We start from the raw sequence: 24277 nt of genomic DNA on the forward strand, positions 1-24277 counted from the left end.
CACGGTGGGGTGCGTGACGGATCCCTCCACCACCCTTCCCTCGTCCCTCTTCTCACCGACTCTGCGTGCCGGAGGCAGTGTGATCCGCCGGATGGACGGCGATGACGCGCCGTGGCCCGGCGTCCTGGCTCGCCTCGACGACGGCGGACCCGCGCTGGTGGTGGCCGCCCCCGTCTTGGGCGGTGCGTGGCCGGGCTGGCGCCTGCCTGCCGGGGATCACGTCCTCACGCCGCGGGACGTCCGGAGAGCACCGGACGGCCACGACGTCGTCTTCCCCCTCTGTGTGGAACGACTGACGGTGCTGCTCGGCCGGCGCGGCCGAGCGATGGCCGCGGGGGAGAAGGTCACCATCGCTGTCAGCGTCCTCCGCGGGACGCGCGAGGTCCTCGACGCGGGTGTGGATCCCGGGGTCGTGGTGTCATGGTGGTTGACCGATGACGGGCGTCCCGTCCTCGCGCTCCACTCGCTCCACGGGGATGAGCTCGGACGTGTCGGGGCGGCGATCCTCCGCGATCCGGTGATGCAGGAAGGGCGCCTCGGCGCCGTATGCGCGCAGGCGGCTCAGGCGATGGCCGACGGATTGCTCGATGCCCGCACGGCGCGCAGGTTCGAGGATGAGCTGTTCGACGTCGCGGAGCCGGACGCCCTCGCGATGGTCGGCTTCGGTCCGCGCCCCGCCGTGGGAGCCGGGGCGGTCCGATCCGAGCCTCCCGCAGAGCCGGACGGGCCGGCACCGGGCGGGGCGGTGACTCACCTTGGCCGTTTCGCCGATATCGGCGTCACCCACGCCGTCGCCGAAGCTGTCGATCGGCTGCGCTCCCGCCTCTTCCGAAGCCCCTCGAGGCGGTCGACCGTGCTCATGGCCGGTGCCGCGGCAAGCGGTGTGCTCGCGCTCGGGTTGCTCTGGCCGGTGGCGGATGAGCCGGTGGGCGTGGCGGAGGTGGTCTCCGCCCCCGCCGGCGATGCGGACGCAGACCTGCGCGAGGAGCCGAACCGAGGTGTGACCGCTGGTGACCCCGAGGACGTCGCGGGGGAACTCCTCGACGCACTCCGCGGCTGCGGCGGCGACGCGAGATGCCGCGCCGATCTCGTGTGGTCCGAGACCGACTTCCCGGCGGGGGCCATCGACCTTCCGGCCGACACGCGCGAGCAGGTCCTCGTCGACGACTTCGGGGGTGTTGCGGTCCTCCGGGTCGTCGACCTCGAGGGGAAGATGGGTGACCAACTGGTCGTGATCGCCCGCAAAGACGACTCATGGCTGTTGCGTGACGTCCACGACGTCACGCAACAGCCATGAGTCCGAGCGGGTCAGGCCCCGAGGTTTCCCGCGAACGAGGCGTCCTCGAGACGCTTCTTCACGGCGCCGAGGAACCGCGCCGCATCCGCGCCGTCGATCGTGCGGTGGTCGTACGACAGCGCCAGATACACATACGAGCGGACCGAGATGGCCTCGACACCGTCGACGTTCACGATGCCCGGGCGCTTGACGACCGTGCCGGTGCCCAGAATGGCGGATTGGGGCAGGAACACCACGGGGGTGTCGAACAACGCGCCACGCGAACCGGTGTTGGTCAGCGTGAACGTTCCACCTGCCAGCTCATCGGGCTTGAGCTTGTTGTCCCGCGTGCGTGCGGCCAGATCGGCGATCTCGTGCGCGATCTCCGCCAGGTTCTTCGACGCCGCGTCGCGCAGGACCGGAGTGAGGAGCCCGCGCTCGGTGTCGACGGCGATCGAGAGGTTCTCGGTGGCCGGGTAGACGATCTTGTCACCGTCGACGGTGGCGTTGATGATCGGGAAGGTCTGCAACGCCTCTGCGGCCGCGAGTGCGAAGAAGGGCAGGAACGACAGCTTGTCGCCCGTCTTGGCCTGGAAGTCCTTCTTCACGCTGTCGCGGTACTGCGAGAGCTTGGTGACGTCGACCTCGACGACCGTCGTCAGCTGCGCCGTCGACTGCATGGATGCGACGGCTCGCTCGGCGAGGACCTTGCGCAGACGCGACATCGGCTGGGTCGTCCCTCGCAGCGGCGACACTTCCACCTCGACCGGCGCTTCGGCGACGGGCGCCGGCGCGGATGCGGGGGCTTCCGCCGCCTTCAGGACGTCCTCCTTGCGGATGCGTCCGCCGACACCCGTTCCGGTCACCGTTGCGAGATCGACACCCTGCTGCTGGGCGAGGCGGCGCACCAGCGGGGTGACGTAGACATCGTCCGGCCCCGAGCTTGCGGGCGTCGCCTGCGGCCCCTGGTCCGCGGGCGGCGCTGCGGGAGCCGCGGGGGAGGTCTGATCTTCGGCGGGCTGTTCCTGAGCGGGAGCGGCCGCCTGCTCGGCGGGGGCCTCTTCCTGCGCGGCCGGCGCATCGTCCGTGGCCGGCGCATCGTCCGTGGCCGGCGACTCCTCGGCGGGTGCGGCCTGCGCGGGCGCGCCCGAACCGATGGTGGCCAGTGCCGCGCCGACTTCGACGGTCTCGTCCTCCTGCACGAGGATCCGCTGCAGGGTACCGGCGAACGGAGAGGGGATCTCCGTGTCGACCTTGTCGGTGGAGATCTCCAGCAGCGGCTCGTCGACCTCGACGTCGTCGCCGACGCTCTTGAGCCAACGGGTGACCGTGCCCTCGGTGACGCTCTCGCCGAGTTCGGGCAGAACCACGTCCTTGCCGTCGCCGTCGGAGCTGGTGGTCTTCGCCGGTGTGGGATCGGAGCTGGTCTCCTGCGGTGCCGATTGCTCGGGGGCGGACTCCTCGGCGGCGGGCTCCGCCGGCGCGTCGGCCTGGGCGGAGTCGTCTGCGTCGTCGCCGGAGGGCGCGCCACTGCCGTCACCGATCTTGGCCAGGACCGCGCCCACCTCGACGGTCTCGTCCTCCTGGACCAGGATCTCTTCGATGACGCCGCTGACCGGTGAGGGAATCTCGGTGTCGACCTTGTCCGTGGAGATCTCGAGAAGACCCTCGTCCTCCTGGATCGTGTCGCCGACCTGCTTGAGCCAGCGGGTCACCGTCCCCTCGGTGACGCTCTCGCCGAGCGCGGGGAGGACGACGGATGTGCTCATGTGCTTGTCTCCTTCGGAATGCCGATTGGTTCTAGCTTAGTGATGACCCGGGCGGACCGGCGTGGGTTGCCGGCGGGGTGTCGGTGCCAGGTGGGTCAGAGGGTGTGCAGCGGAGAGCCGGCGAGAGCGAGGAACGCCTCTCCGAGCGCTTCGCTCTGGGTGGGATGCGCATGCAGGAACGGTGCGACGTCTTCGGGGTGGGCCTCCCACCCGACGACGAGCTGGGCCTCGGCGACCAGTTCCCCGACGCGGTCGCCGACCATGTGGACGCCGAGGACCGGTCCCGCGGTGCGCCGGACGACCTTCACGACGCCGGGGGTGCCGAGGATCGCGCTCTTGGCGTTGCCAGCGAGGTTGTACTCGAACGTCTCGACCGAGTCGCCGTGAAGCTCGCGGGCGGCGGCCTCGGTCAGCCCGACCGAGGCCGCCTCCGGAGAGGAATACGTCACGCGGGGGATGTGGTGATCCGGAATGTGCACGGGGCGACGCCCGGCGATGCGCTCGGCGACCTGGATGCCCTGCTGGAACCCGCGGTGCGCGAGTTGGGGCCCGGCCACGATGTCGCCGACGGCCCAGACGTGCTCGGCGCCGGTGCGGAGGTCGTCGTCGACGACGACGAACCCGCGGTCCAGGACGACACCTGCTTGCTCGAGCCCCAGCCCGGCCGTCACCGGGGCGCGGCCGACCGCGACCAGGAGCAGGTCGGAATCGATCTCGGTGCCGTCCTGAAGGCGCACGAGGACCCGGTCCGCTTCGGCCGACACCGCGGCGACGGGGGACCCGAGCGCGGTGCGGATGCCGCGCTTGCGGAACGCGCGCTCCATGTGCGAGCTGATGACGGGGTCGTCGGCGGGCAGCAGCCGGGGGAGTGCCTCGATCACCGTCACCTCGGCGCCGAGTGATCGCCACAGGCTCGCGAATTCGACGCCGATGACGCCGCCGCCGAGCACCGTGACCCGATCGGGGACCGCCGGCAGCTCGAGCGCCTGCTCGCTGCCGACGATGCGACCGCCGAGCTGGATGCCCGGCAGGGTCCGGGTGGCCGAGCCGGTCGCCACCACGACATCCTTGCCGCGGTAGAGGTCGCCACCCACCCGCACGGCCGGTCCCGGCTCGAGGGTGCCCGCACCGGGGATGACCGTGATGCCCCGCGCGGCGATCAAGCCCTGCAGGCCCTGGTGCTTCTTCGCGACGATGCCTTCCCGATAGGAGGTGAGCGCGGCGACGTCCACGCCCTCCCAGGTGGCGCGGATGCCGAGGGCGGCCGCCTCGCGGGTGTGGTCGGCGATCTCGCCGGCGTGCAGGAGCGCTTTGGTGGGCACGCACCCGCGGTGCAGGCAGGTGCCGCCGAGCTTGTCCTTCTCGACGATGGCCACCGATGACCCCAGTTCCGCCGCGCGCAGCGCCGCAGCGTAGCCGCCGGAGCCGCCGCCGAGGACGACGAGATCGTAATCCTGCACGCTCATCAGTGCGCAACTCCACCGAGGAAGCGGATCAGCGAGCGGACCGTTGCGCCGGTGGGTCCCTTGTCGGTGAAGCCGAAGCCCCCGCCCTTGTGCCAGCCGCTGCCGGCGATGTCCAGGTGCACCCAGGGGATGCGCGGGGCGTCGGCGGCATCGGAGGTGGGCCCGACGAAGCGACGCAGGAACAGACCGGCGAACAGAGATCCGCCGGAGGGGTCGCCGATCTTGGCGTTCTGCAGATCGGCGATGGGGGAGTCCAGCTCCTCCTCCATGTGCTCGGGAAGCGGGAGGGCCCAGGCATCCTCGCCGGTGCGGACCGAGACGTCGAGGTACCGCGCAACCGCGTCCTCGTCACCCATCACCCCGGTGTGGCGGTTGCCGAGGGCGACGGAGATCGCCCCCGTGAGGGTGGCGACATCGACGATGAGATCCGGGTGCTCTCGGCTGGCCGCGGCGAGTCCGTCGGCGAGCACGAGACGCCCCTCGGCGTCGGTGTTGAGGACCTCGACGGTCGTGCCGTCGAGCATGCGGAGAACGTCGCCCGGACGCGTCGCCGACCCGGAGGGCATGTTCTCTGCCAGACAGAGCCAGGCCGTCGCACGAACCGGGGCCTCGATGGTCGCGAGGGCGCGCACCACCGCGAGCGCCGTCGCGGCGCCGCACATGTCGTATTTCATGCCGACCATCGATGCGGGGGGTTTGAGGGACAGTCCGCCGGTGTCGAAGGTGATGCCCTTGCCGACGAGTGCCACGTGACGCGTTGCGTCCTCGGGGGCGTAGTCGACGCGCACCAGACGCGGGGGCCGCGCGGAGCCGCGGCCGACGCCGAGGATGCCGCCGTATCCGCCGGCTGCGAGGTCGTGCTCGTCGAACACCTCGACGTGCACGGGAAGGCCGGCGAGATCTTCGCGGGCGTGCTCGGCGAACTCGGTCGGCCCCAGTCGGTCGGCGGGAACCGTGGACAGGTCCTTCACGAGGGCCATCGCTGCGGCTTCGGCGCGCACCATGCGAGCGACGTCGTCATCGACCGGATCGCCGTGCACGTAGACGGTGGCGGCGCGCGAGGCGGGAGGCGTCGACTTGTAGGAGTCGAACCGGTACCCGCCGAGCGTCGCTCCCTCCGCGACGGCGCGCACGTGTCTGCTCCCGGGCGCCGCGACGGCCACGGTGGAGAATCCGGTGAGCGTGCGGATCGCGGCACCCACCGCGGTGCGCACCGCGTCGGCGTCGGGATCCGCGCCCGTGCCGACCACCGCCAGCGGCACGGACGTCGCCTCGGGGGCTGCCACGCGCAGGTACGAAGACCGCTTGCCGGTGAAGCCGACCGACTCCAGCGCCTCGCGCAGGCCGGGCCACTCGGAGAGGTCCGCGGCATCGTCGAGCGGGGGGAGCGCCAGAAGGATCGCCTCGGCGTCGGACTCTCGGATCGGACTGGTTCGGAACTCGAGGTCGGGGAACGGCATGCCCCCATCCTAGGGATGCTCGTGTTCGCTGTGAGCGGGAGGGCATGCGCCACGGCGAGCTCGGTGCCTCGTACGATGGACGGATGCCCCTGTCCTCGTCACTGTTCGAGCGCTCGGTCTCCGCGCCTCCGATCCCGAAGGGCCTTCCGCTGGTGATCGCATTGACCGGTTTCACCGACGCCGGGGGCGCGCTGTCGCGGACCATCGAGTATTTCCGCGACGAGCTGGATCCGACACCGGTGGCGGTCTTCGCGAACGACGTCCTGCTGGACTATCGGGCCCGTCGCCCGGTCATCGCCTTCGATCAGGATCATCTGACCGAGTACCGCCCGCCGCGTCTGGAACTGTCCTTGGCCCACGACACGCTGGGGTCGCCCTTCCTGCTGCTGGCCGGCTATGAGCCGGACTTCGCGTGGGAGGCGTTCGCGTCCAGCGTGCTCGCCTTCGCCGTCGAGCACGGCGTCTCCACCGTCACGTGGGTGCACGCCATCCCGATGCCCGTCCCTCACACGCGACCCATCGGCACGACCGTCAGCGGAACGCGGAGCGATCTCGCCGAGGCGCACTCGGTCTGGAAGCCCACGACGCAGGTGCCCGCCACCGTGGGGCACCTTCTCGAATACCGCTTCGCCGAGCAGGGTGCTGCCGTGGCCGGATTCGTGCTCCTCGTTCCGCACTATCTCGGTGACACCGAGTACCCGGCCTCCTCGATGGCCGCACTGGATGCGGTCACGGTGGCCACGGGTCTCGTCTTCGACGGTGACGCACTCCGGGACGAGAACCGCGAGTACCTCCAGAAGGTCGACGAGCAGGTCGCCGGCAGTGAAGAACTCTCCCGGATGGTGGAGAACCTCGAGGAGCGTTACGACGCCTATATGGCGGGGTCGACGCAGGCGACACCCATCATCCACACCGGTGATCTGCCGAGTGCCGACGAGTTGGCTGCGGAGCTCGAGCGATTCCTCGCCAACCGCCCGCCGACCGACGACGACCACTTCGGGGCATGAGGGAATAGCGGCACGCGGCGCGGCGTTCCCATACAGGTGTCCACCCTGGCGGGTCAAGTGCCGCCAGGAGTTGTGAGACAATGGAGCGAGCGACCCATTGTCGAGGCCGATCCGCGTTGAGCGCGAACGGACTTGACAAGGGTCTTACTAGTGTCCGAAATCGACCGGGGGGCGTCGACACGCGTCCATCGGTGAAAGGCGAAACGTGACCACAGGCACGAAGACCAGCACCCGCGCGACGCGAGCGACGGACACCGAGGCCGAGGAGACCGTCGAGGAAGCGCCTGCGAAGAAGCCGGCGAAGAAGTCGACGGCCAAGAAGTCCGGGACGCGCACCGCGAAAGCCTCCAAGGCGAAGACCTCGAAGGCTGCCGAAGAGAGCGACATCGACGAAGACGGCGTCGACGCCGATGACCTCGACGATGTCGATGACGTCGACGAGGAAGCGAAGCCAGACGGGAAGAAGGGTGCGAGCGGCGACGCCAAGAAGGCCACCGCCGAACCTCTCCCCACGGGTGCCATCGTCATCTCGTCGAATGACGACGAAGACGTTCCGATCTACTCCACGCAGATCACGGGCGCGACCGCCGATCCCGTCAAGGACTACCTGAAGCAGATCGGTAAAGTCCCGCTGCTCAACGCGGCCGAAGAAGTCGAGTTGGCGATGCGGATCGAGGCGGGTCTGTTCGCCGAAGAGAAGCTCTCCAACATGTCGGCGGCGGAGAAGTCGTCGCAGCTGGGACTGGACCTGCAGTGGGTCGCCCGCGACGGACAGCGCGCCAAGAGCCATCTCCTCGGGGCGAACCTGCGTCTGGTCGTGTCGCTCGCCAAGCGATACACCGGACGCGGTATGCAGTTCCTGGATCTCATTCAGGAAGGCAATCTCGGTCTGATCCGTGCCGTCGAGAAGTTCGACTACACCAAGGGCTTCAAGTTCTCGACCTACGCCACCTGGTGGATCCGGCAGGCGATCACGCGCGCCATGGCCGACCAGGCGCGCACGATCCGCATCCCCGTGCACATGGTCGAGGTCATCAACAAGCTCGCCCGCGTGCAGCGTCAGATGCTCCAGGACCTCGGTCGCGAGCCGACGCCGGAGGAACTGTCCAAGGAACTCGACATGACCCCCGAGAAGGTCATCGAGGTGCAGAAGTACGGTCGAGAGCCGATCTCACTGCACACTCCGCTCGGCGAGGACGGGGACAGCGAGTTCGGTGACCTCATCGAGGACACCGAAGCGGTGGTCCCGGCCGACGCGGTGGGCTTCACGATGCTGCAGCGCCAGCTGGAATCGCTCCTGGACTCCCTTTCGGAGCGTGAGGCCGGGGTGATCCGCATGCGGTTCGGCCTCGGCGACGGGCAGCCGAAGACCCTCGACCAGATCGGCGACACGTTCGGAGTCACGCGCGAGCGCATCCGTCAGATCGAGTCGAAGACGATGGCCAAGCTCCGCCACCCCTCCCGCTCGCAGTCGCTCCGGGATTACCTCGAGTGAGCGACACGCCCAACGACGGGAAGGCCCTCACGACCACGGTCGATGGGAATTCCTTCGCACGTGTGCCGATCCGCACGCGGGTGGTCATGCCGGGAGACGATCTCGATGCGATCATCCAGGAGTACGCCGCCGGCGAGGTGCGTGACGGCGACATCCTCTTCGTCACCGAGAAGATCGTCGCCATCACACAGGGACGATCCTTCCTGCTGAGCGAGATCGAGCCGCGACCGCTGGCCCGGTTCTTGTCGCGATTCGTCGTCCGAACGCCCTACGGTATCGGTCTGGGCATGCCGGAGACGATGGAGATGGCACTGCGGGAGTGCGGCACGATCCGCATTCTCTTCGCGGCGGGCGTGTCGGCGGTCACGAAGCTGTTCGGGCGTCGCGGCGATTTCTACCGCATCGCAGGCGACAAGGCGCGTGCGATCGACGGTCCCACCTCCGGTACGATCCCGCCCTACAACGAGGCGGTGGTGCTGGGGCCCGAGCGTCCACGTGAGGTTGCGGCCCACATCCGGTCGTCGTTGAACGTGGCGGCGGACGTGGCGGTGGTCGATATCAACGACATCGGCGGCAACATCCTCGGTTCCACGCTCTCCCGCGACGGCGAGCGTCGCCTGGTGGCGATCCTCGGTGACAACCCGCTCGGCCAGGGACACCAGTCGACGCCGCTCGGGATCGTCCGCCCGGTGTGAGGCAGGTTCCCGGCGGCGCCGGGGACGCGGCGGCGACGCTCAGTCGTCGTCAGCGAGGCGCGCGGTCTCGTCGTGCCACGACGTGGCGACTTCGCGCAGTTTCTCCTCGTACTTGCGACCGTGGTGGGCGCAGAAGAGCAGTTCGCTCCCGTTGACCTCCGCGGCGATGTAGGCCTGCGCGCCACACGAGTCGCACCGGTCCATCGCCGTCAGGCGGTAGTCGAGGACGGCGGCCGGGTCTGTGGGTGTCGAAATCGAGCTCATGTCGGTCCCTCCTCGAGCGTTCGGTCGATCGCGTCCTACAAGACAACCACGGGTTTGTTTCGAGAATGCCGCGAAGGCGTCACAGTTCGCTGACCGCGTACGATCTGCCGCGATACTCGTGTGTCCACCCGCGGCGCCGACGAGGCCGCGATATCGTTGACGGTTGTGACCGCCGAGTATTCCGCCCATCACCTGCAGGTACTCGAAGGCCTCGAGGCCGTCCGGAAACGACCCGGGATGTACGTCGGGTCGACCGACTCCCGCGGGCTCATGCACTGCCTGTGGGAGATCATCGACAACTCCGTCGACGAAGCGCTCGGCGGCCACGGCGACCGCATCGATGTGGTCCTCCACCGTGACGGCAGTGTCGAGGTCCGCGACCGGGCGCGCGGCATTCCGGTGGATGTCGAGCCTCGCACCGGCCTGTCGGGGGTGGAGGTGGTCTTCACCAAGCTGCACGCCGGTGGCAAGTTCGGCGGTGGCTCCTACGCCTCGTCGGGCGGTCTTCACGGTGTCGGGGCCTCGGTGGTCAATGCGCTCTCCGAGCGACTGGACGTCGAGGTCGACCGCGGCGGCAAGACCTGGGCGATGTCGTTCCATCGCGGTGAGCCCGGCGAGTTCGCCGGCGATTCCCCGGACAGCGCCTTCACCCCCTATGAGCAGAGCAGTCGCCTCCGCCAGGTGGGCAAAGCCGCTCGGGGCGCGACGGGGACGCGCATCCGATACTGGGCCGACACGCAGATCTTCACGAAGGACGCGAGCTTCGCGGTGGAGGAGTTGGAGCAGCGTGCGCGTCAGACGGCGTTCCTGGTGCCCGGCCTCGAGATCGTCATCAGTGACCGGCGCGGCGACGAGCCGCGGGAGACGAGCTATCGGTACGACGGCGGCATCTCGGAGTTCGCCGAGTTCCTCGCCCCCGATGCACCGGTGACCGATACGTGGCGACTGCAGGGGGAGGGGACCTTCACCGAAACGGTCCCGGTGCTCCAGCCCACGGGAGCGATGGTGCCCACCGAGGTGGAGCGGACGTGCGAAGTGGACGTCGCGGTGCGCTGGGGCACGGGTTACGAGACCGTGACGCGCAGCTTCGTCAACATCATCGCCACCCCGAAGGGTGGGACCCATCAACAGGGCTTCGAGCAGGGCCTTCTCAAGGTCGTCCGCGCTCAGATCGAGGCGAACGCCCGTCGGTTGAAAGTCGGCAACGACAAACTCGAGAAAGATGACATCCTCGCCGGTCTCACCGTCGTGTTGACCGTTCGACTTCCCGAGCCGCAGTTCGAGGGGCAGACCAAGGAGGTCCTCGGGACCCCCGCGGTCCGACAGATCGTGTCGAGCGTCGTGGGGAAGGGCCTGCAGGAGCGTTTCGGCTCGACGAAACGCGATGACAAGTCGCAGACCTCCCAACTGATGGAGAAGATCGTCTCCGAGATGAAGGCTCGCATCTCGGCCAGAACCCACAAAGAGACGCAGCGACGCAAGAATGCGCTGGAATCGTCCTCGCTGCCGGCCAAGCTCGTGGATTGCCGCAGCAACGACGTCAACGACTCCGAGCTGTTCATCGTCGAGGGCGACTCGGCGCTCGGTACCGCCAAGCTGGCCCGGAACAGCGAGTACCAGGCGCTTCTGCCGATCCGCGGGAAGATCCTGAACGTCCAGAAGGCGTCGATCAGCGACATGCTCTCCAATGCCGAGTGCGCCTCCATCATCCAGGTCATCGGGGCCGGCTCCGGTCGCTCGTTCGACCTCTCCACCGCCCGATACGGCAAGATCATCCTCATGAGCGACGCCGACGTCGACGGCGCCCACATCCGCACCCTTCTGCTCACGCTGTTCTTCCGCTACATGCGCCCCCTGATCGAGGATGGACGTGTGTTCGCGGCCGTCCCGCCGCTTCACCGAGTCGTCGTGCAGCATCCGGGCTCGAAACCCAACGAGACGATCTACACCTATTCCGAGAAGGAACTGCACACGCTGCTGGCCAAGCTGCGCAAGTCGGGCAAGAAATGGCAGGAGCCGATCCAGCGTTACAAGGGTCTCGGCGAGATGGATGCCGAGCAACTGGCGTCGACCACCATGGACCGCTCGGGACGGATGCTCCGGCGAGTGCAGCTCACCGATGCCGAGTCCGCCGCGACGGTGTTCGAGCTGCTCATGGGGAACGAAGTCGCGCCGCGCCGCGAGTTCATCGTGGACTCCAGCGACCGATTGGGGCGCGAGCGCATCGACGCGTGACGGGGGCGGATGCGCCCGACGCGGCCGTCGAACCGGGTCCGACTCCCGCTTCGCGCGATACGTCGTGCTCAGCGAACGGCGGCTCCGACCGAGCCGATGACCGCGTCGAGTGCGGTTCCGGAGGCGTCCCGCTTGGCCCCGCCGGGCGGAAGGACCCGGATGGAGCCCTCGGTGCCGACGGCACGCGGATCATCTCCCACCCACGCGATGGACAGGCCGTCCTCACCGCGCACGAAACGCTGCGATCGGACTCCGCCGGTCGCACGACCCTTGACCGGGAACTCCGCATAGGCGGAGACCTTCGCCGAACCCGCGTCTGCGCCCATGAGCGCGTCGGCGCTGCCGGCGACGGTGACCACGACCGTGTTCTCGGTCGGCGACACCACGCCGAAGAAGATCGCCTTCTGTCCCTCACCGACGCGGATGCCGGCCATCCCACCGGCACTGCGGCCTTGCGGGCGGACGGCACCGGCGCCGAAGCGCAGCAGCTGGGCGTCGGTGGTGACGAAGACCAGGTCGCTGCCGTCGTCGGCCGGAGCAGCCCCGATAACGCGGTCACCATCCTTCAGGGCGATGATCTCGACCTCCGGCTTGGCCGCGATCTCCGTCGCTGAGACTCGTTTGACGATGCCGTCCGCGGTGCCCAGAGCGATCGGAGGCGTCTCGTGGAGGGGCACGAGCGCGACGACCTTCTCGCCCTTGGCCAGAGCGAGGTACTGGTCCACGCGAGCGCCGGCGGCGAGGGTGACGGAGTTGCCGGGCACCGAGGGGAGGTCGACGGGCGAGAACCGCACCAGACGTCCGGCGGAGGTCACCGCGCCAAGGTCACCGCGGGTCGTGGCCTCGACGCTCGAGCGGACCGCGTCATGCTTCGTCCGGCGCGACGGCGGGACGAGGCCTCCTCCCTCCACCTCGGGATCGAGTTCGGCACGAAGCATGCGTCCCGTGGTGGACAGGAAAACGCGACATGGCGTGTCCGCGATCTGCAGGTCGGCCGGGGCGGCCTTCCGAGAGCGCGGCTGGACCGGCCCGCCGTTGAGCAGGAGCGTGCGCCTCGGCGTGCCGTACGTGTCCGCAGCGGCCTGAAGCTCGCGCGCGACCTGTGCGCGCAGCAGGGCGTCGCTTGCCAGGAGTTCCTCCAGCGCGGCGATGTCGGCCTTCAGCTGATCTCTCTCGGCTTCGAGTTCGATGCGGCTGAATCTGGTCAGACGGCGCAGACGCAGTTCGAGGATGTACTCGGCTTGAGGTTGCGACAGGTCGAAGACCTCTATCAGCCGCGCGCGCGCCTGCTCGCCGTCGTCGGAACTCCGGATGACCTGGATGACCTCGTCGATGTCGAGGATCGCGATCAGGAGCCCTTCGACCAGGTGCAGTCGCTCCTTCTTCCGCTCGAGTCGATACCGGCTGCGTCGCGTGACGACCGAGATGCGGTGATCGAGGTAGACCCGGAGCAACTCGCGAAGACCGAGCGTCTGCGGCTGCCCCTCCACGAGCGCCACATTGTTGAAGCTGAAGTTGTCCTCGAGAGGGGTCAGTCGGTACAGCTGATCGAGAACCGCCTTCGGGTCGAACCCGGTCTTGATGCCGATGACAAGGCGCAGCCCGTGCCGGCGGTCGGTCAGATCGTTCACATCGGCGATGCCCTGCAGCTTCTTCGCCGTGACGGCGTCCTTGATCTTCTCGATCACCCGTTCCGGCCCGACCAGGTAGGGCAGCTCGGTCACCACGATGCCCGTCCGGCGGGGGCCGACCGGTTCGATGGACGTCTTCGCGCGGGTACGGAAGGAGCCCCGCCCGTTGGTGTAGGCGTCCTTGATGCCGTCCAGACCGACGATGATCCCGCCGGAGGGGAGGTCGGGGCCAGGGACGAACTCCATCAGCTCGTCGACACCCGCGTCGGGGTTCTCCAGCAGGTGGGTGGCGGCGGCGACGACCTCGACGAGGTTGTGGGGGGCCATGTTCGTGGCCATCCCGACCGCGATGCCGGAGGCTCCGTTGACGAGCAGATTCGGGAATGCGGCCGGCAGGACCTCAGGCTGCTGGAACTGTCCGTCGTAGTTCGGGACGAAGTCCACGACATCCTCGTCGAGGTTCTCGGTGAGCGCCAACGCCGCGGGCGCCAGTCGTGCCTCGGTGTACCGTGCGGCGGCCGGTCCGTCGTCGAGCGAGCCGAAGTTGCCGTGCCCGTCCACGAGCGGCACGCGGAGGGAGAACGGCTGCGCGAGACGCACCAGGGCGTCGTAGATCGCGGCGTCCCCGTGCGGGTGGAGCTTGCCCATCACCTCGCCGACCACGCGCGCGCTCTTGACGTGGCCGCGGTCGGGTCGAAGCCCCAGATCGGCCATCTGGAACAGGATGCGGCGCTGCACCGGCTTCAGTCCATCGCGTGCGTCGGGCAGGGCGCGGGAATAGATCACCGAGTACGCGTACTCGAGGAAGGATCCCTGCATCTCCGTCGATACGTCGACGTCTTCGATGCGTTCGGACTGCGGTTCGGAATCGGTTCGGGGCATAGCAGAGGGGGCCTCGTGGAGGGACGAAACGGATGGCCGTGCGCCCGTGTGGGAGACTGGCCGGGATGTCCCTCAGCCTACCCGCGGAGTCCCCGAGAGCCCGGAGCCTCACCGGTGTGCTGCCGGAGTGCCTCGCCGCACTGACGGGGAACTCGGCGTGGTTCCCGGCGGCCCGCAGCGCGATCGTCTTCCTTCTCGACGGACTCGGCGCGGGGAATCTCACGGCGCGTTCCGGGCATGCCCGCTTCCTGTCCGTGGCAATGGCGCGTCGAGACGTCGCGCAGACCGTCTTCCCCTCCACGACGGCCGCGGCCCTGGCGGCCCTGCTGACCGGCGAACGGCCGGGACGCACCGGGATGGTCGGGTACCGGGCACTACAACCCTCTTCCGGGCGGGTGGTCAATCAGCTTCGCGGCTGGGAGCACGACGAACTCCCCGTCGACTGGCAACGCGCCGAGCCCCTCTTCGAGCGCGAGGCCGCCCACGGACGGCCGTGCTTCGTGGTGACCAAGTCGGAGTACACCGGGTCCGGCTTCACACGGTCGACGGTGCGCGGCGCAGAGATCGTCGGTGTCGATGACCTCGAGGAGCGCGTGGAGGTCGCAGCGGATCTCGCGGTGACGAACCCCGGGTCGATCGTCTACCTGTACGCCCCGGATCTCGATGCGATCGGGCACCGCCACGGGTGGGAGTCGGATGAGTGGTCGGCGATGCTGGAGCGTGTCGACGGGTGCGCGGCTCGCCTGGCGAGGCGCGCCGGGCCCGATACCGGAGTGGTGGTCACCGCCGACCACGGCATGGTCGACGTGCCACGACACCGACACATCCTCTTCGGAAGCGGCCCGTTGACCGACGGGTTGCGCGATGTCGGCGGCGAGCCGCGCATGCTCCACCTGTACGCGCAGGAAGGCGCGGCGACGTCGTTGGCCGAGGCATGGCGGATCGCCGAGTCCGCTCGATCCTGGGTGATGACGCGCGACGAAGCCGTCTCTGCGGGCCTCTTCGGGCCGGTCGACCCCGAGATCCGCCCGCGCATCGGAGACGTCCTCGTCGCGGCGCGTCAAGGTGTCGCCTACTACGACGACCGGGTGGCCGACACGTCGCCGCAGAAGATGGTGGGCCAGCATGGTTCCCTCACCGCGGAGGAGCGAACCGTTCCGCTCATCCGGCTCGGGGCGTTCGCACGCTGAACCTGCCGGTCAGTCCTCGGTGCGCGCCCCGAAGACGATCTCATCCCACGACGGCATGGACGTTCGCCCCTTGCGGCGGCCGGATCCTTCGGCGATCACCACCGTACGGTCGTCGATGTCATCGTTCGATGCCGCCTCCTCCGAGGCGTCGTACCCCGGCTCGAGCGCGTCGAAGAGGGCCACGGGGGCGCCGCCGGCGGGCGCCGGTTCCTGCTCTGGCTCCGGAAGGGGTTCGCGCTGTCCGCGACGACGTCGCAGCGCCTCCAGCAGGTCGGCCGTTTCGGCGGAGGTGGTCACCTCGGGGGCGTCGGCTCGTTTGGTCGCCGCCTGACGCACAGCCTGGGTCGTGCCGGGGGTGTTCGCGATCAGAGCAGCGTCCTCCGCGTCCGCTCCCGCGTCCTGGTCCGGTACCCGGCGGGGGCCGAAGGCCCCGCTGTCGAAGCGCGAGTCGTCCTTGCCGGCGTTGTCGAGCGCACGTAGCCGGGGGATGAGCCCTTCGGGGAGCGAGCCCTGACGGGAGAGCTGCACGGCGTCTGCGTTCTGCGGCGACAGTGTGGATCTGCGCGGATCGAAGCCCCAACGCGCATCGTGGTCGATCCCGCTCGAGGTGAACTCGAGCTTCACGATCCACCCGCTCTGCTCCTTCCAGCTGGTCCACCGCTCGCCGGAGGCGCCCGCCTCGGCGAGCTTCGCCCGGATCGCCGTGCCGAAGCTCACGTGCGCGTCGTGATCGAGCTCGGAGCCCATGAGCACCGGAACGGCCAGGGCCTGGCCGACGACGTGCTCGCGCTCGGCGAGCACGGGGCGCTCGAACTTCTGAACGTCTTCGACCCGCACCTCCAGGAGATCGGCCACCTCCTGAGTCGACAGGCCCGCCCGGATGTGGGACTGGATCTCGCGCGGGCTCGCCCGCTTGACGGGGGCGTCCGACTCCTGCTCTCGTCGAGCCCGACGCAACTCGGCGCGCAGCACGTCGTCCAGGGCGAGCGCGAAGCGGTCGCCTGCCTCGGTCGCGAGGACGAGTCGATCGTCTTCGGTCCCGATCACTCTGAGCTGTTCCATACCATTTCGCCTCTCCGGTTCGGCGTTCGTCGCCCATGCTGACACAGCGTGTCGTCGCCGCCGGGAATATCGCGGGCGTGCCGCGAGTTCCGAACCGAGCGCGCCCCGCGGATCGCATTTGCGAAAACGCATCCGGTCGTGCAAACTATCGCCGCCCCGATGGGGCCCACAGCAAACTTCTGGGAAGTAGAGACCCGCACGAATGGCTACTGATTACGACGCTCCTCGCAAGTCCGAAGACGAGAGCGAGTCGATCGAAGCGCTCAAGGAGCGCGTTCCGGACAAGGCTTCCGGATCAGTCGACGTCGAGGACGCCGACAACCCCTCGGGCTTCGAGCTGCCGGGCGCAGACCTGTCGGACCTCGAGCTCGACGTGGTCGTGCTGCCTGCTCAGCAGGACGAGTTCACGTGCATGGACTGCTTTCTCGTGAAGCACCGCTCGCAGGCCGTTCTCAGTGCCGACGGTCACCTCAGCTGTCGGGAGTGCGAGGCCTGAATCCCGCGCCGGACCGCCGCGGCGAGGCGGTCCGGGGTGCGTGAGGACACGTACCACGCCGGCACAGGATCGTCCGGATCCTCGATCGGGATCACCACGATCCCGTCTATCCCGCCGCGAAGCAGATGCCATGCGCGCGGGTGAAGACCCGGTCCTCGGGCGTGACGTGCGTCCTCTCCCGTCAGGGTCACCGGCTCACCGAGGTGTCGCGCATCGATGTGCGCCCGGCCGACGCGTACGCAGGTCCCGGTGACCTCGATGCGAGGTGACGCGGCGATCCATGCCGCGATGACGCCGATACCGACCATGCCGCCGAGCGCGAGGGCGGCGGTCGTGTCGATGGGAGCCAAGACGAGTGCGGCCATCGGCCCGGCCAGTCCTCCGGCGACGAGCGCCCAGAGGGACGGACTCAGACGCTCGCGATAGACGGAGGCGCCGCCGGCGCCGACATCGGCTGGTGTGTTCTGCATTACCCTCGTTGCGTGACCCAATCGGTGGACGTCCTCATTATGGCCCGAGAGGCCCCGTTGTACGCACATCCGGGCGATGCCGGTGCGGATCTGGTCTCGGCCGAGGATGTGCGGCTCGAGCCGGGCGAGCGGGCGCTCGTGGGAACGGGTGTACGCATCGCCCTGCCCGACGGACATGTCGGCTTCGTGGTGCCGCGAAGCGGCCTCGCCGCAAAGCACGGCATCACCGTGGTCAACGCCCCGGGGACGATCGACGCGGGATACCGTGGCGAGATCAAGGTCGCCCTGCTGAACACCGACGCGCGTGAGCCGTATCAGATCACGGCGGGCGACCGCATCGCCCAGCTCATCGTGATGCCGGTACCCGCCGTGCGATTCGTACCCGTGGACGCTCTTCCGGAGAGCGCGCGGGGCGACGGAGGGTTCGGCTCGACCGGCTATCAGATGGACGGAGCATCCTCATGACCGACGACACCCCCGCAGACCGTGCCAGTTCCGGGCCCTTCGACGACAGCGAGGCGAACCCCGTTCGGCCGTACATCGATCTCGGCGGAATCAAGATCCTTCCCCGCGAGGGTCTGAACCTTCGTCTCGAAGTCGAGGAGCAGACCAAGCGGATCGTGGCGGTCGGGCTCGACTACGCCTCGTCGACCCTCCAGGTCCAGCCCTTCGCCGCACCCCGCTCGAGTGGGCTGTGGGACGAGACGCGGGACCAGATCCGGGAACAGGTGCGCACGCAAGGCGGGCGTGTCGAGGAGCGGGAGGGGCCGTTCGGTCCCGAGCTGCTCGCCGAGGTGCCCGTCGCCGCGGCGGACGGGAGCAGCGGGAAGCGACTCGCGCGATTCGTCGGGGTGGATGGTCCGCGCTGGTTCCTGCGCGGGGTCATCGGGGGAGCAGGTGCCTCTGACGCCGAGGCCGCGGGGAAGGTCGAAGACCTCTTCCGTTCGATCGTCGTCGTGCGAGGTGGATCGCCGATGCCGCCGCGAGATCTGATTCCCCTGAAGATGCCGGCGACGCCGGGTTCCGCGTGACCGACGCAGGAGATCCGCGCCGGTCGGGTGCCGAACGTGCGCACACGCCCCCTGACACGTCGGAGAACGACGTGTCGGCCTCTGAGGTGCTCGGCGCCGCGCTGGGTCAGGCCGCGCGGCGGGCGGGCATCGATCCGGCGGAGTCCACGACGACCGGACACGTGGTGTGGGCCTCGATGGGCGGCTTCCGCGGAATCCTCGAGTCGGTGCTTCCGGGACTCGTGTTCATCGTCGTCTACACGGTGACGATCGACCCGGCTTCGGGTGAGGGCGACCTCTGGTTGTCGTTGGGTCTCTCGGTGGCGGTCGCTGCCGTCTTCACCCTCGCCCGCCTCATCGCGCGTCAGCCGGTCACCGCGGCCGTGGGTGGACTCGTCGCGGCGGTCGTGGCCGCCGCGTTCGCCCTCCTGACCGGTGACGCCGGCAACAACTTCGTTCCGGGGTTCATCACCAACGCCGTCTACGGCTCGGCGCTGTTGGTCTCGGCGCTCACGGGCTGGTCCCTGATCGGGCTGGCTGCGGGCTTTCTCCTGGGGGAGGGCACCACCTGGCGACGCGACCGGCGCAAACGACGTGTCTACTTCTGGTTGGCCGTGGCCTGGGCGGCTCTGTTCGCCGCGCGCCTGGCGGTGCAGCTGCCGTTCTACTTCGCCGGTGACATCACGGCGCTGGGCACCCTCAAGCTGGTCATGGGTCTTCCCCTGTTCGCCCCGATGCTCGCCGTCACGTGGCTCGCCGTGCGGGCGCTCCATCCTCGATCCGCCGAGTGATAGGATTTATCTCGACATCGAGATAAATCCACCGCCCGCGGTAAGGTCTGCCTTGCTGGTCCCCGGCCACGGGGAAGGGTGAAGATGGGGGAGCCGGTCCCATGCTGGGGGCCTGCCGGCGACGAAGGAGACGGACGTGTCCACAGTTGACAGCTTCGGTGCCAAGAGCACCCTGACAGTCGGCAGCACCGACTACGAGATCTTCCGCATCGACACCGTTCCCGGGTACGACAAGCTCCCGTTCAGCCTCAAGGTGCTGCTCGAGAACCTGCTCCGCACCGAGGACGGCGCCAACGTCACCAAGGCGCAGATCGAGGCCCTCGGCGGGTGGGATGCCGCGGCCGAGCCCGACACCGAGATCCAGTTCACCCCCGCACGCGTGGTCATGCAGGACTTCACCGGCGTGCCCTGCATCGTCGATCTCGCGACGATGCGCGAGGCCGTCACCGCCCTGGGCGGGGATCCGAACAAGATCAACCCGCTCTCGCCGGCCGAGCTCGTCATCGACCACTCCGTCATCGCCGACCTCTTCGGCTCGGACAACGCCCTCGAGCGCAACGTCGAGATCGAGTACCAGCGCAACGGGGAGCGATACCAGTTCCTCCGCTGGGGGCAGACGGCATTCGACGACTTCAAGGTCGTCCCGCCGGGGACCGGCATCGTGCATCAGGTGAACATCGAACACCTGGCGAAGGTGGTCTACGACCGCTCGGTCGACGGGGTCCTCCGTGCCTACCCCGACACGTGCGTCGGCACCGATTCGCACACCACCATGGTCAACGGTCTCGGCGTCCTGGGCTGGGGCGTGGGCGGCATCGAGGCGGAGGCGGCCATGCTCGGTCAGCCGGTGTCGATGCTCATCCCCCGCGTCGTGGGATTCAAGCTCACCGGGGAGATCCCCGCCGGTGTCACCGCCACAGACGTGGTCCTGACCATCACCGACATGCTCCGTCAGCACGGAGTGGTCGGCAAGTTCGTCGAGTTCTACGGCGATGGAGTCGGGTCGGTGCCGCTGGCCAACCGCGCGACCATCGGCAACATGAGCCCCGAGTTCGGATCCACCGCGGCGATGTTCCCGGTCGATGACGTCACGCTCGAGTACTTGCGCCTGACCGGGCGCGATGAGCAGACGGTCGCGCTGGTCGAGCAGTACGCCAAGGAGCAGAAGCTCTGGCACGACCCGGCCAACGAGCCGACCTTCAGCGAGTACCTGGAGCTCGACCTCTCCACGGTGGTTCCCTCGATCGCCGGGCCGAAGCGTCCGCAGGACCGGATCCTCCTGGCGCAGGCGAAGGAGCAGTTCGAGAAGGACCTGGTGGACTACGCCGACACCGATCACGACCTCGTCGACCTGACCGTCTCGGAATCCTTCCCGGCATCGGACCCGCCCGGGTTCAGCCCCGAGGACGCGGACAGCCACCACGAGCACCACCACCACTCGCACGCTCCGAAGGTCGTATCCAAGCCCTCGCCGGTCACCACCGCCGACGGGGCGTCGTTCACCCTGGACCACGGATCCGTCGCGCTCGCGGCGATCACCTCGTGCACGAACACCTCCAATCCGTCGGTCATGATGGCTGCGGGCCTGCTGGCGAAGAAGGCGCTCGAGAAGGGGCTGAAGACCAAGCCGTGGGTCAAGACCACGCTCGGGCCGGGCTCGAAGGTCGTGACGGACTACTACGAGAAATCGGGCCTGGACAAGGCTCTGGAGGGACTCGGCTTCTACACGGTCGGCTATGGCTGCACCGTCTGCATCGGAAACTCCGGACCGCTCATCGAAGAGGTCTCCGCAGCGATCAACGACAACGACCTGGCCGTCACCGCGGTGCTCTCCGGCAACCGCAACTTCGAAGGCCGTATCAGCCCCGACGTGAAGATGAACTATCTCGCCTCGCCGCCGTTGGTGGTCGCGTACGCCCTCGCGGGGTCGATGAACTTCGACTTCGAAACCGACCCGCTGGGCAAGGACGACCAGGGCCGAGACGTCTTCCTCGCCGACATCTGGCCGGCGCCGGAGGAAGTTCAGGACGTCATCGACTCCTCGATCTCCCGTGAGCAGTTCATCAAGCAGTACGCCACCGTGTTCGAGGGTGACGAGCGCTGGAAGAGCCTTCCGACTCCGAGCGGCCCGACCTTCGAGTGGGCTGAGGAGTCCACCTACGTGCGCAAGGCGCCGTATTTCGACGGCATGGCGCTGGAGCCGGAGCCGGTGACCGATATCTCGGGAGCGCGCGTCATGGCCACCCTCGGGGATTCGGTGACGACCGACCACATCAGCCCCGCGGGGAACATCAAGCCCGGTACTCCGGCCGCGGAGTACCTCACCGAGCACGGCATCGAGCGCAAGGACTTCAACTCCTACGGCTCGCGTCGAGGCAACCACGAGGTGATGATCCGCGGCACGTTCGCGAACATCCGCTTGAAGAATTCGCTGGTGGCCTCCGTCAACGACGGCAAGATCGTCGAGGGCGGCTACACCCGTGACTTCACGCAGCCCGGGGGGCCGCAGGCGTACATCTACGACGCCTGCGTGAACTACCAGGAGCAGGGGACGCCGCTGGTGGTCCTGGGTGGCAAGGAGTACGGCTCGGGATCGTCGCGTGACTGGGCCGCGAAGGGCACGAGCCTGCTGGGCGTCAAAGCGGTGATCACCGAGAGCTTCGAGCGCATCCACCGGTCGAACTTGATCGGTATGGGAGTCGTTCCGCTGCAGTTCCCCGCGGGCGAAAGCTGGGAGTCGCTCGGGCTCGACGGCACGGAGATCATCTCGATCAGTGGTCTGGAGCAGCTCAACGAGGGTGTCACGCCCAAGACGGTCCGCGTCACGGCGGAGCCCAGCGAGTTCTCTCGTGAGGGCGCCCAGACGATCGAGTTCGACGCCACCGTGCGCATCGACACGCCAGGGGAGGCCGACTACTACCGCAACGGCGGCATCCTGCAGTACGTGCTCCGTTCCCTGGTCTGAGGCCGCCGACCTCGGAAGGCCCCGTTTCTCGGACGAAACGGGGCCTTCCGCCTTTCCCGCGCGCTCGCGGATAGACTGGCCGTCAGGCGTCTCGAACCGATGAGCCGGAGCCGACGACGAAGGGAGCCCGATGGACATCCTCCCCTCGATCACGGGCCCGCGCGACCTCGACGCCTTGAGTCCCGACCAGCTCCGACGCCTCGCCGCCGAGATCAGGACGTTCCTGATCGACAACGTCTCTCGGACGGGAGGCCATCTGGGCCCCAACCTCGGGACGGTCGAGCTGACGATCGCCCTGCATCGTGTGTTCGACTCGCCCGATGATCCCTTCGTCTTCGACACAGGGCATCAGTCATACGTCCACAAGATCCTCACGGGTCGCCAGGATTTCCGTGACCTCCGTTCCCGCGGCGGGCTCGCCGGGTATCCGCAACGGTCCGAGAGCGCCCACGATGTCGTGGAGTCCTCGCACGCGTCGAGTTCGTTGAGCTGGGCGGACGGCATATCTCGTGCGCTGACACGGACCGGTCGAGGCGACCGTCACGTGGTGGCCGTCGTCGGTGATGGATCACTCACCGGCGGAATGACGTGGGAAGCGCTCAACAACATCTCGGACGACAACGACCGTCGCCTCGTGATCGTGGTCAACGACAACGGCCGTTCCTACGCCCCGACGATCGGCGGCATGGCCCGCTACCTCAACAAGGTGCGGACGGGGGATGCGTACCGTTCGCTGCACCACGGATCGGCGAGTCTCTTCGGTCGACTCGGGCCGGCGGCCAGAGCGGTGTACCGCGGCGTGCGCGGAGGTGCGCGTGGATTCCTCTCGCGCTTCGTGAACAACGAGGCGCTCTACTCGAATCTCGACATCAAGTACCTCGGTCCCGTCGATGGACACGATATCGAGGCGCTCCTGGAGACTCTCGAACTGGCGAAGAACGTCGGTGCCCCGGTCATCGTCCATGCGATCACCGAGAAGGGACGCGGCTTCCGGCCCGCGGTGGAGGACGAGGCCGACCAGTTCCACGCGGTGGGCAAGATCGACCCGGTCACCGGCGCCACGCTCGCCGGCGGCGGCGGCGGCGGCGGGGGCGGCAGCTGGACCGATGTCTTCTCCCAGGAACTGGTCGCCGTGGGTGAGGAGCGCGAGGATGTCCTCGCCATCACCGCCGCGATGCTGCGTCCGACGGGGCTCTTGCCCTTCGCCGAGCGATTCCCCGATCGCGTGCAGGACGTCGGCATCGCCGAGCAGCACGCCGTGGCCTCGGCGGCGGGCCTGGCCTACGGGGGGCTGCACCCGGTCGTGGCGATCTACGCGACCTTCATGAACCGCGCTTTCGATCAGGTTCTCATGGATGTGGGGCTCCATCGCGCCGGGGTGACCTTCGTGCTCGACCGAGCCGGCGTCACCGGGCCGGACGGGCCGAGTCACCACGGGATCTGGGACCTCGCGATGCTGCACATCGTCCCGCACATCCGGATCGCCGCGCCCCGAGACGGCGCCCGTCTGCGGGAGGAGCTTCGAGAGGCGGTGGCCGTCGACGACGCCCCCACGGTCTTGCGTTTCCCGAAGGGGACCGTCGCTCCGGAGCTCCCCGCCATCGAGCGCCTTCCCGACGGCGTGGACGTCCTCGCGCGCTTCGACGACCCGGACGTCCTCCTGGTCGGTATCGGGCCGATGGCCCACGTCGCGGTCGACGTCGCCACGCGGCTCCGCGCCCAAGGGATCGGATCCACGGTCATCGATCCGAGGTGGGTCGTCCCCGTGCCGTCTTCGGTCGTGCAGCTCGCGGCCGTTCATCGCCTGGTCATCACCATCGAGGACGGGATCCGCGTCGGCGGCGTGGGCACGCGCGTGCGGCAGGTTCTCCGCGAGGCCGGGGTGGACACGGCGGTCGACGAGCTGGGCGTTCCCGACGAATTCATCCCGCACGCGTCACGCGAGCAGATCCTCGAAGATGCTGGACTGACCGCCGCTCGGATCGCGCAGGATGTCGTCGCCCAGGTGCTGGGGACGAGGCTTCCCATCGCCCGCGGTGCCGGAATGTCCGTCACCGACGAGGTCATCGACCTGGCCCCGCGACGCGAGGAAGGTTGACACGGGCCGTCGACG

The 24277-nt window shown here is 68.6% G+C and carries 19 protein-coding genes; 12 read left to right on the forward strand and 7 right to left on the reverse strand.

Features of this window, described 5'->3' with window-relative positions; genetic code table 11:
• Positions 1 to 13 precede the first annotated feature (13 nt).
• Positions 14 to 1297 (forward strand): hypothetical protein, encoded by a 1284-nt coding sequence (locus RZO50_RS12620; RefSeq protein WP_322600088.1) that lies wholly within the window; start codon positions 14 to 16, stop codon positions 1295 to 1297.
• An 11-nt stretch (positions 1298 to 1308) separates the two neighbouring features.
• On the opposite strand, the gene sucB is transcribed toward RZO50_RS12620, so the two are convergent.
• The 3 genes from sucB to RZO50_RS12635 form a co-directional block, all read right to left on the reverse strand.
• Positions 1309 to 3045 carry a 2-oxoglutarate dehydrogenase, E2 component, dihydrolipoamide succinyltransferase gene (gene sucB, locus RZO50_RS12625; RefSeq protein ID WP_322600089.1) on the reverse strand — a complete coding sequence of 579 codons (1737 nt, stop codon included), beginning with the start codon at positions 3043 to 3045 and terminating at the stop codon, positions 1309 to 1311.
• A 95-nt stretch (positions 3046 to 3140) separates the two neighbouring features.
• The gene (lpdA, locus tag RZO50_RS12630; RefSeq protein ID WP_322600090.1) at positions 3141 to 4511 is read right to left on the reverse strand and encodes a dihydrolipoyl dehydrogenase; all 1371 of its coding nucleotides are present in this window, start codon (positions 4509 to 4511) and stop codon (positions 3141 to 3143) included.
• Positions 4511 to 5971 carry a leucyl aminopeptidase gene (locus RZO50_RS12635; protein WP_322600091.1) on the reverse strand — a complete coding sequence of 487 codons (1461 nt, stop codon included), beginning with the start codon at positions 5969 to 5971 and terminating at the stop codon, positions 4511 to 4513. The genes lpdA and RZO50_RS12635 overlap by 1 nt, the downstream gene beginning before the upstream one ends.
• 83 nt (positions 5972 to 6054) lie before the next feature.
• Between RZO50_RS12635 and RZO50_RS12640 the strand changes: the two genes are divergently transcribed.
• The 3 genes from RZO50_RS12640 (at position 6055) to RZO50_RS12650 (ending at position 9168) form a co-directional block, all read left to right on the forward strand.
• On the forward strand, positions 6055 to 6978 hold the full coding sequence (locus RZO50_RS12640) for a proteasome assembly chaperone family protein (protein WP_322600092.1): 924 nt from the start codon (positions 6055 to 6057) through the stop codon (positions 6976 to 6978).
• Between the two features lie 205 nt (positions 6979 to 7183).
• A complete protein-coding gene (locus tag RZO50_RS12645; protein ID WP_322600093.1) occupies positions 7184 to 8473 on the forward strand; it encodes an RNA polymerase sigma factor in 1290 nt (429 codons plus the stop codon).
• Positions 8470 to 9168, forward strand: a complete 699-nt coding sequence (locus tag RZO50_RS12650; protein WP_322600094.1) for a coenzyme F420-0:L-glutamate ligase — start codon at positions 8470 to 8472, stop codon at positions 9166 to 9168. The genes RZO50_RS12645 and RZO50_RS12650 overlap by 4 nt, the downstream gene beginning before the upstream one ends.
• Positions 9169 to 9207: 39 nt before the next feature.
• On the opposite strand, the gene RZO50_RS12655 is transcribed toward RZO50_RS12650, so the two are convergent.
• The gene (locus RZO50_RS12655; protein ID WP_322600095.1) at positions 9208 to 9432 is read right to left on the reverse strand and encodes a DUF7455 domain-containing protein; all 225 of its coding nucleotides are present in this window, start codon (positions 9430 to 9432) and stop codon (positions 9208 to 9210) included.
• A gap of 165 nt (positions 9433 to 9597) precedes the next feature.
• Here RZO50_RS12655 and RZO50_RS12660 point away from each other — a divergent pair, with 165 nt between their 5' ends.
• Positions 9598 to 11667, forward strand: coding sequence for a DNA gyrase/topoisomerase IV subunit B (locus RZO50_RS12660; RefSeq protein WP_322600096.1), 2070 nt, complete (start codon positions 9598 to 9600; stop codon positions 11665 to 11667).
• A gap of 68 nt (positions 11668 to 11735) precedes the next feature.
• Here RZO50_RS12660 and RZO50_RS12665 read toward each other — a convergent pair whose 3' ends face one another.
• Positions 11736 to 14180 carry a DNA gyrase/topoisomerase IV subunit A gene (locus RZO50_RS12665; RefSeq protein WP_322600097.1) on the reverse strand — a complete coding sequence of 815 codons (2445 nt, stop codon included), beginning with the start codon at positions 14178 to 14180 and terminating at the stop codon, positions 11736 to 11738.
• A gap of 65 nt (positions 14181 to 14245) precedes the next feature.
• Between RZO50_RS12665 and RZO50_RS12670 the strand changes: the two genes are divergently transcribed.
• Positions 14246 to 15370: an alkaline phosphatase family protein gene (locus RZO50_RS12670; RefSeq protein ID WP_322600098.1), complete on the forward strand. Its 1125-nt coding sequence runs from the start codon at positions 14246 to 14248 to the stop codon at positions 15368 to 15370.
• A gap of 9 nt (positions 15371 to 15379) precedes the next feature.
• Here RZO50_RS12670 and sepH read toward each other — a convergent pair whose 3' ends face one another.
• Positions 15380 to 16432 carry a septation protein SepH gene (gene sepH / locus RZO50_RS12675; RefSeq protein WP_322600099.1) on the reverse strand — a complete coding sequence of 351 codons (1053 nt, stop codon included), beginning with the start codon at positions 16430 to 16432 and terminating at the stop codon, positions 15380 to 15382.
• Positions 16433 to 16634: 202 nt separating this feature from the next.
• Here sepH and RZO50_RS12680 point away from each other — a divergent pair, with 202 nt between their 5' ends.
• Entirely contained in the window at positions 16635 to 16928 is a 294-nt protein-coding gene (locus tag RZO50_RS12680; RefSeq protein WP_322600100.1) for a DUF4193 domain-containing protein, read from the forward strand.
• On the opposite strand, the gene RZO50_RS12685 is transcribed toward RZO50_RS12680, so the two are convergent.
• Positions 16898 to 17398, reverse strand: coding sequence for a DUF3093 domain-containing protein (locus RZO50_RS12685; protein WP_322600101.1), 501 nt, complete (start codon positions 17396 to 17398; stop codon positions 16898 to 16900). The genes RZO50_RS12680 and RZO50_RS12685 overlap by 31 nt on opposite strands.
• Before the next feature lie 12 nt (positions 17399 to 17410).
• Here RZO50_RS12685 and dut point away from each other — a divergent pair, with 12 nt between their 5' ends.
• From dut to dxs, 5 genes are all read left to right on the forward strand, one after another.
• A complete protein-coding gene (gene dut / locus RZO50_RS12690) occupies positions 17411 to 17863 on the forward strand; it encodes a dUTP diphosphatase (protein WP_322600102.1) in 453 nt (150 codons plus the stop codon).
• Positions 17860 to 18429, forward strand: a complete 570-nt coding sequence (locus RZO50_RS12695; RefSeq protein ID WP_322600103.1) for a DUF3710 domain-containing protein — start codon at positions 17860 to 17862, stop codon at positions 18427 to 18429. Before dut ends, RZO50_RS12695 begins: the two co-directional genes overlap by 4 nt.
• A gap of 71 nt (positions 18430 to 18500) precedes the next feature.
• Entirely contained in the window at positions 18501 to 19199 is a 699-nt protein-coding gene (locus RZO50_RS12700) for a DUF3159 domain-containing protein (protein ID WP_322600104.1), read from the forward strand.
• 136 nt (positions 19200 to 19335) lie between these two features.
• Positions 19336 to 22164 (forward strand): aconitate hydratase, encoded by a 2829-nt coding sequence (locus RZO50_RS12705; RefSeq protein ID WP_322600105.1) that lies wholly within the window; start codon positions 19336 to 19338, stop codon positions 22162 to 22164.
• Positions 22165 to 22294: 130 nt separating this feature from the next.
• Complete coding sequence (gene dxs / locus RZO50_RS12710) at positions 22295 to 24262, forward strand: 1-deoxy-D-xylulose-5-phosphate synthase (protein ID WP_322600106.1); 1968 nt, start codon at positions 22295 to 22297, stop codon at positions 24260 to 24262.
• Positions 24263 to 24277 lie beyond the last annotated feature (15 nt).

The organism is Microbacterium xanthum, from assembly GCF_034531355.1.
GTDB lineage: Bacteria > Actinomycetota > Actinomycetes > Actinomycetales > Microbacteriaceae > Microbacterium > Microbacterium xanthum.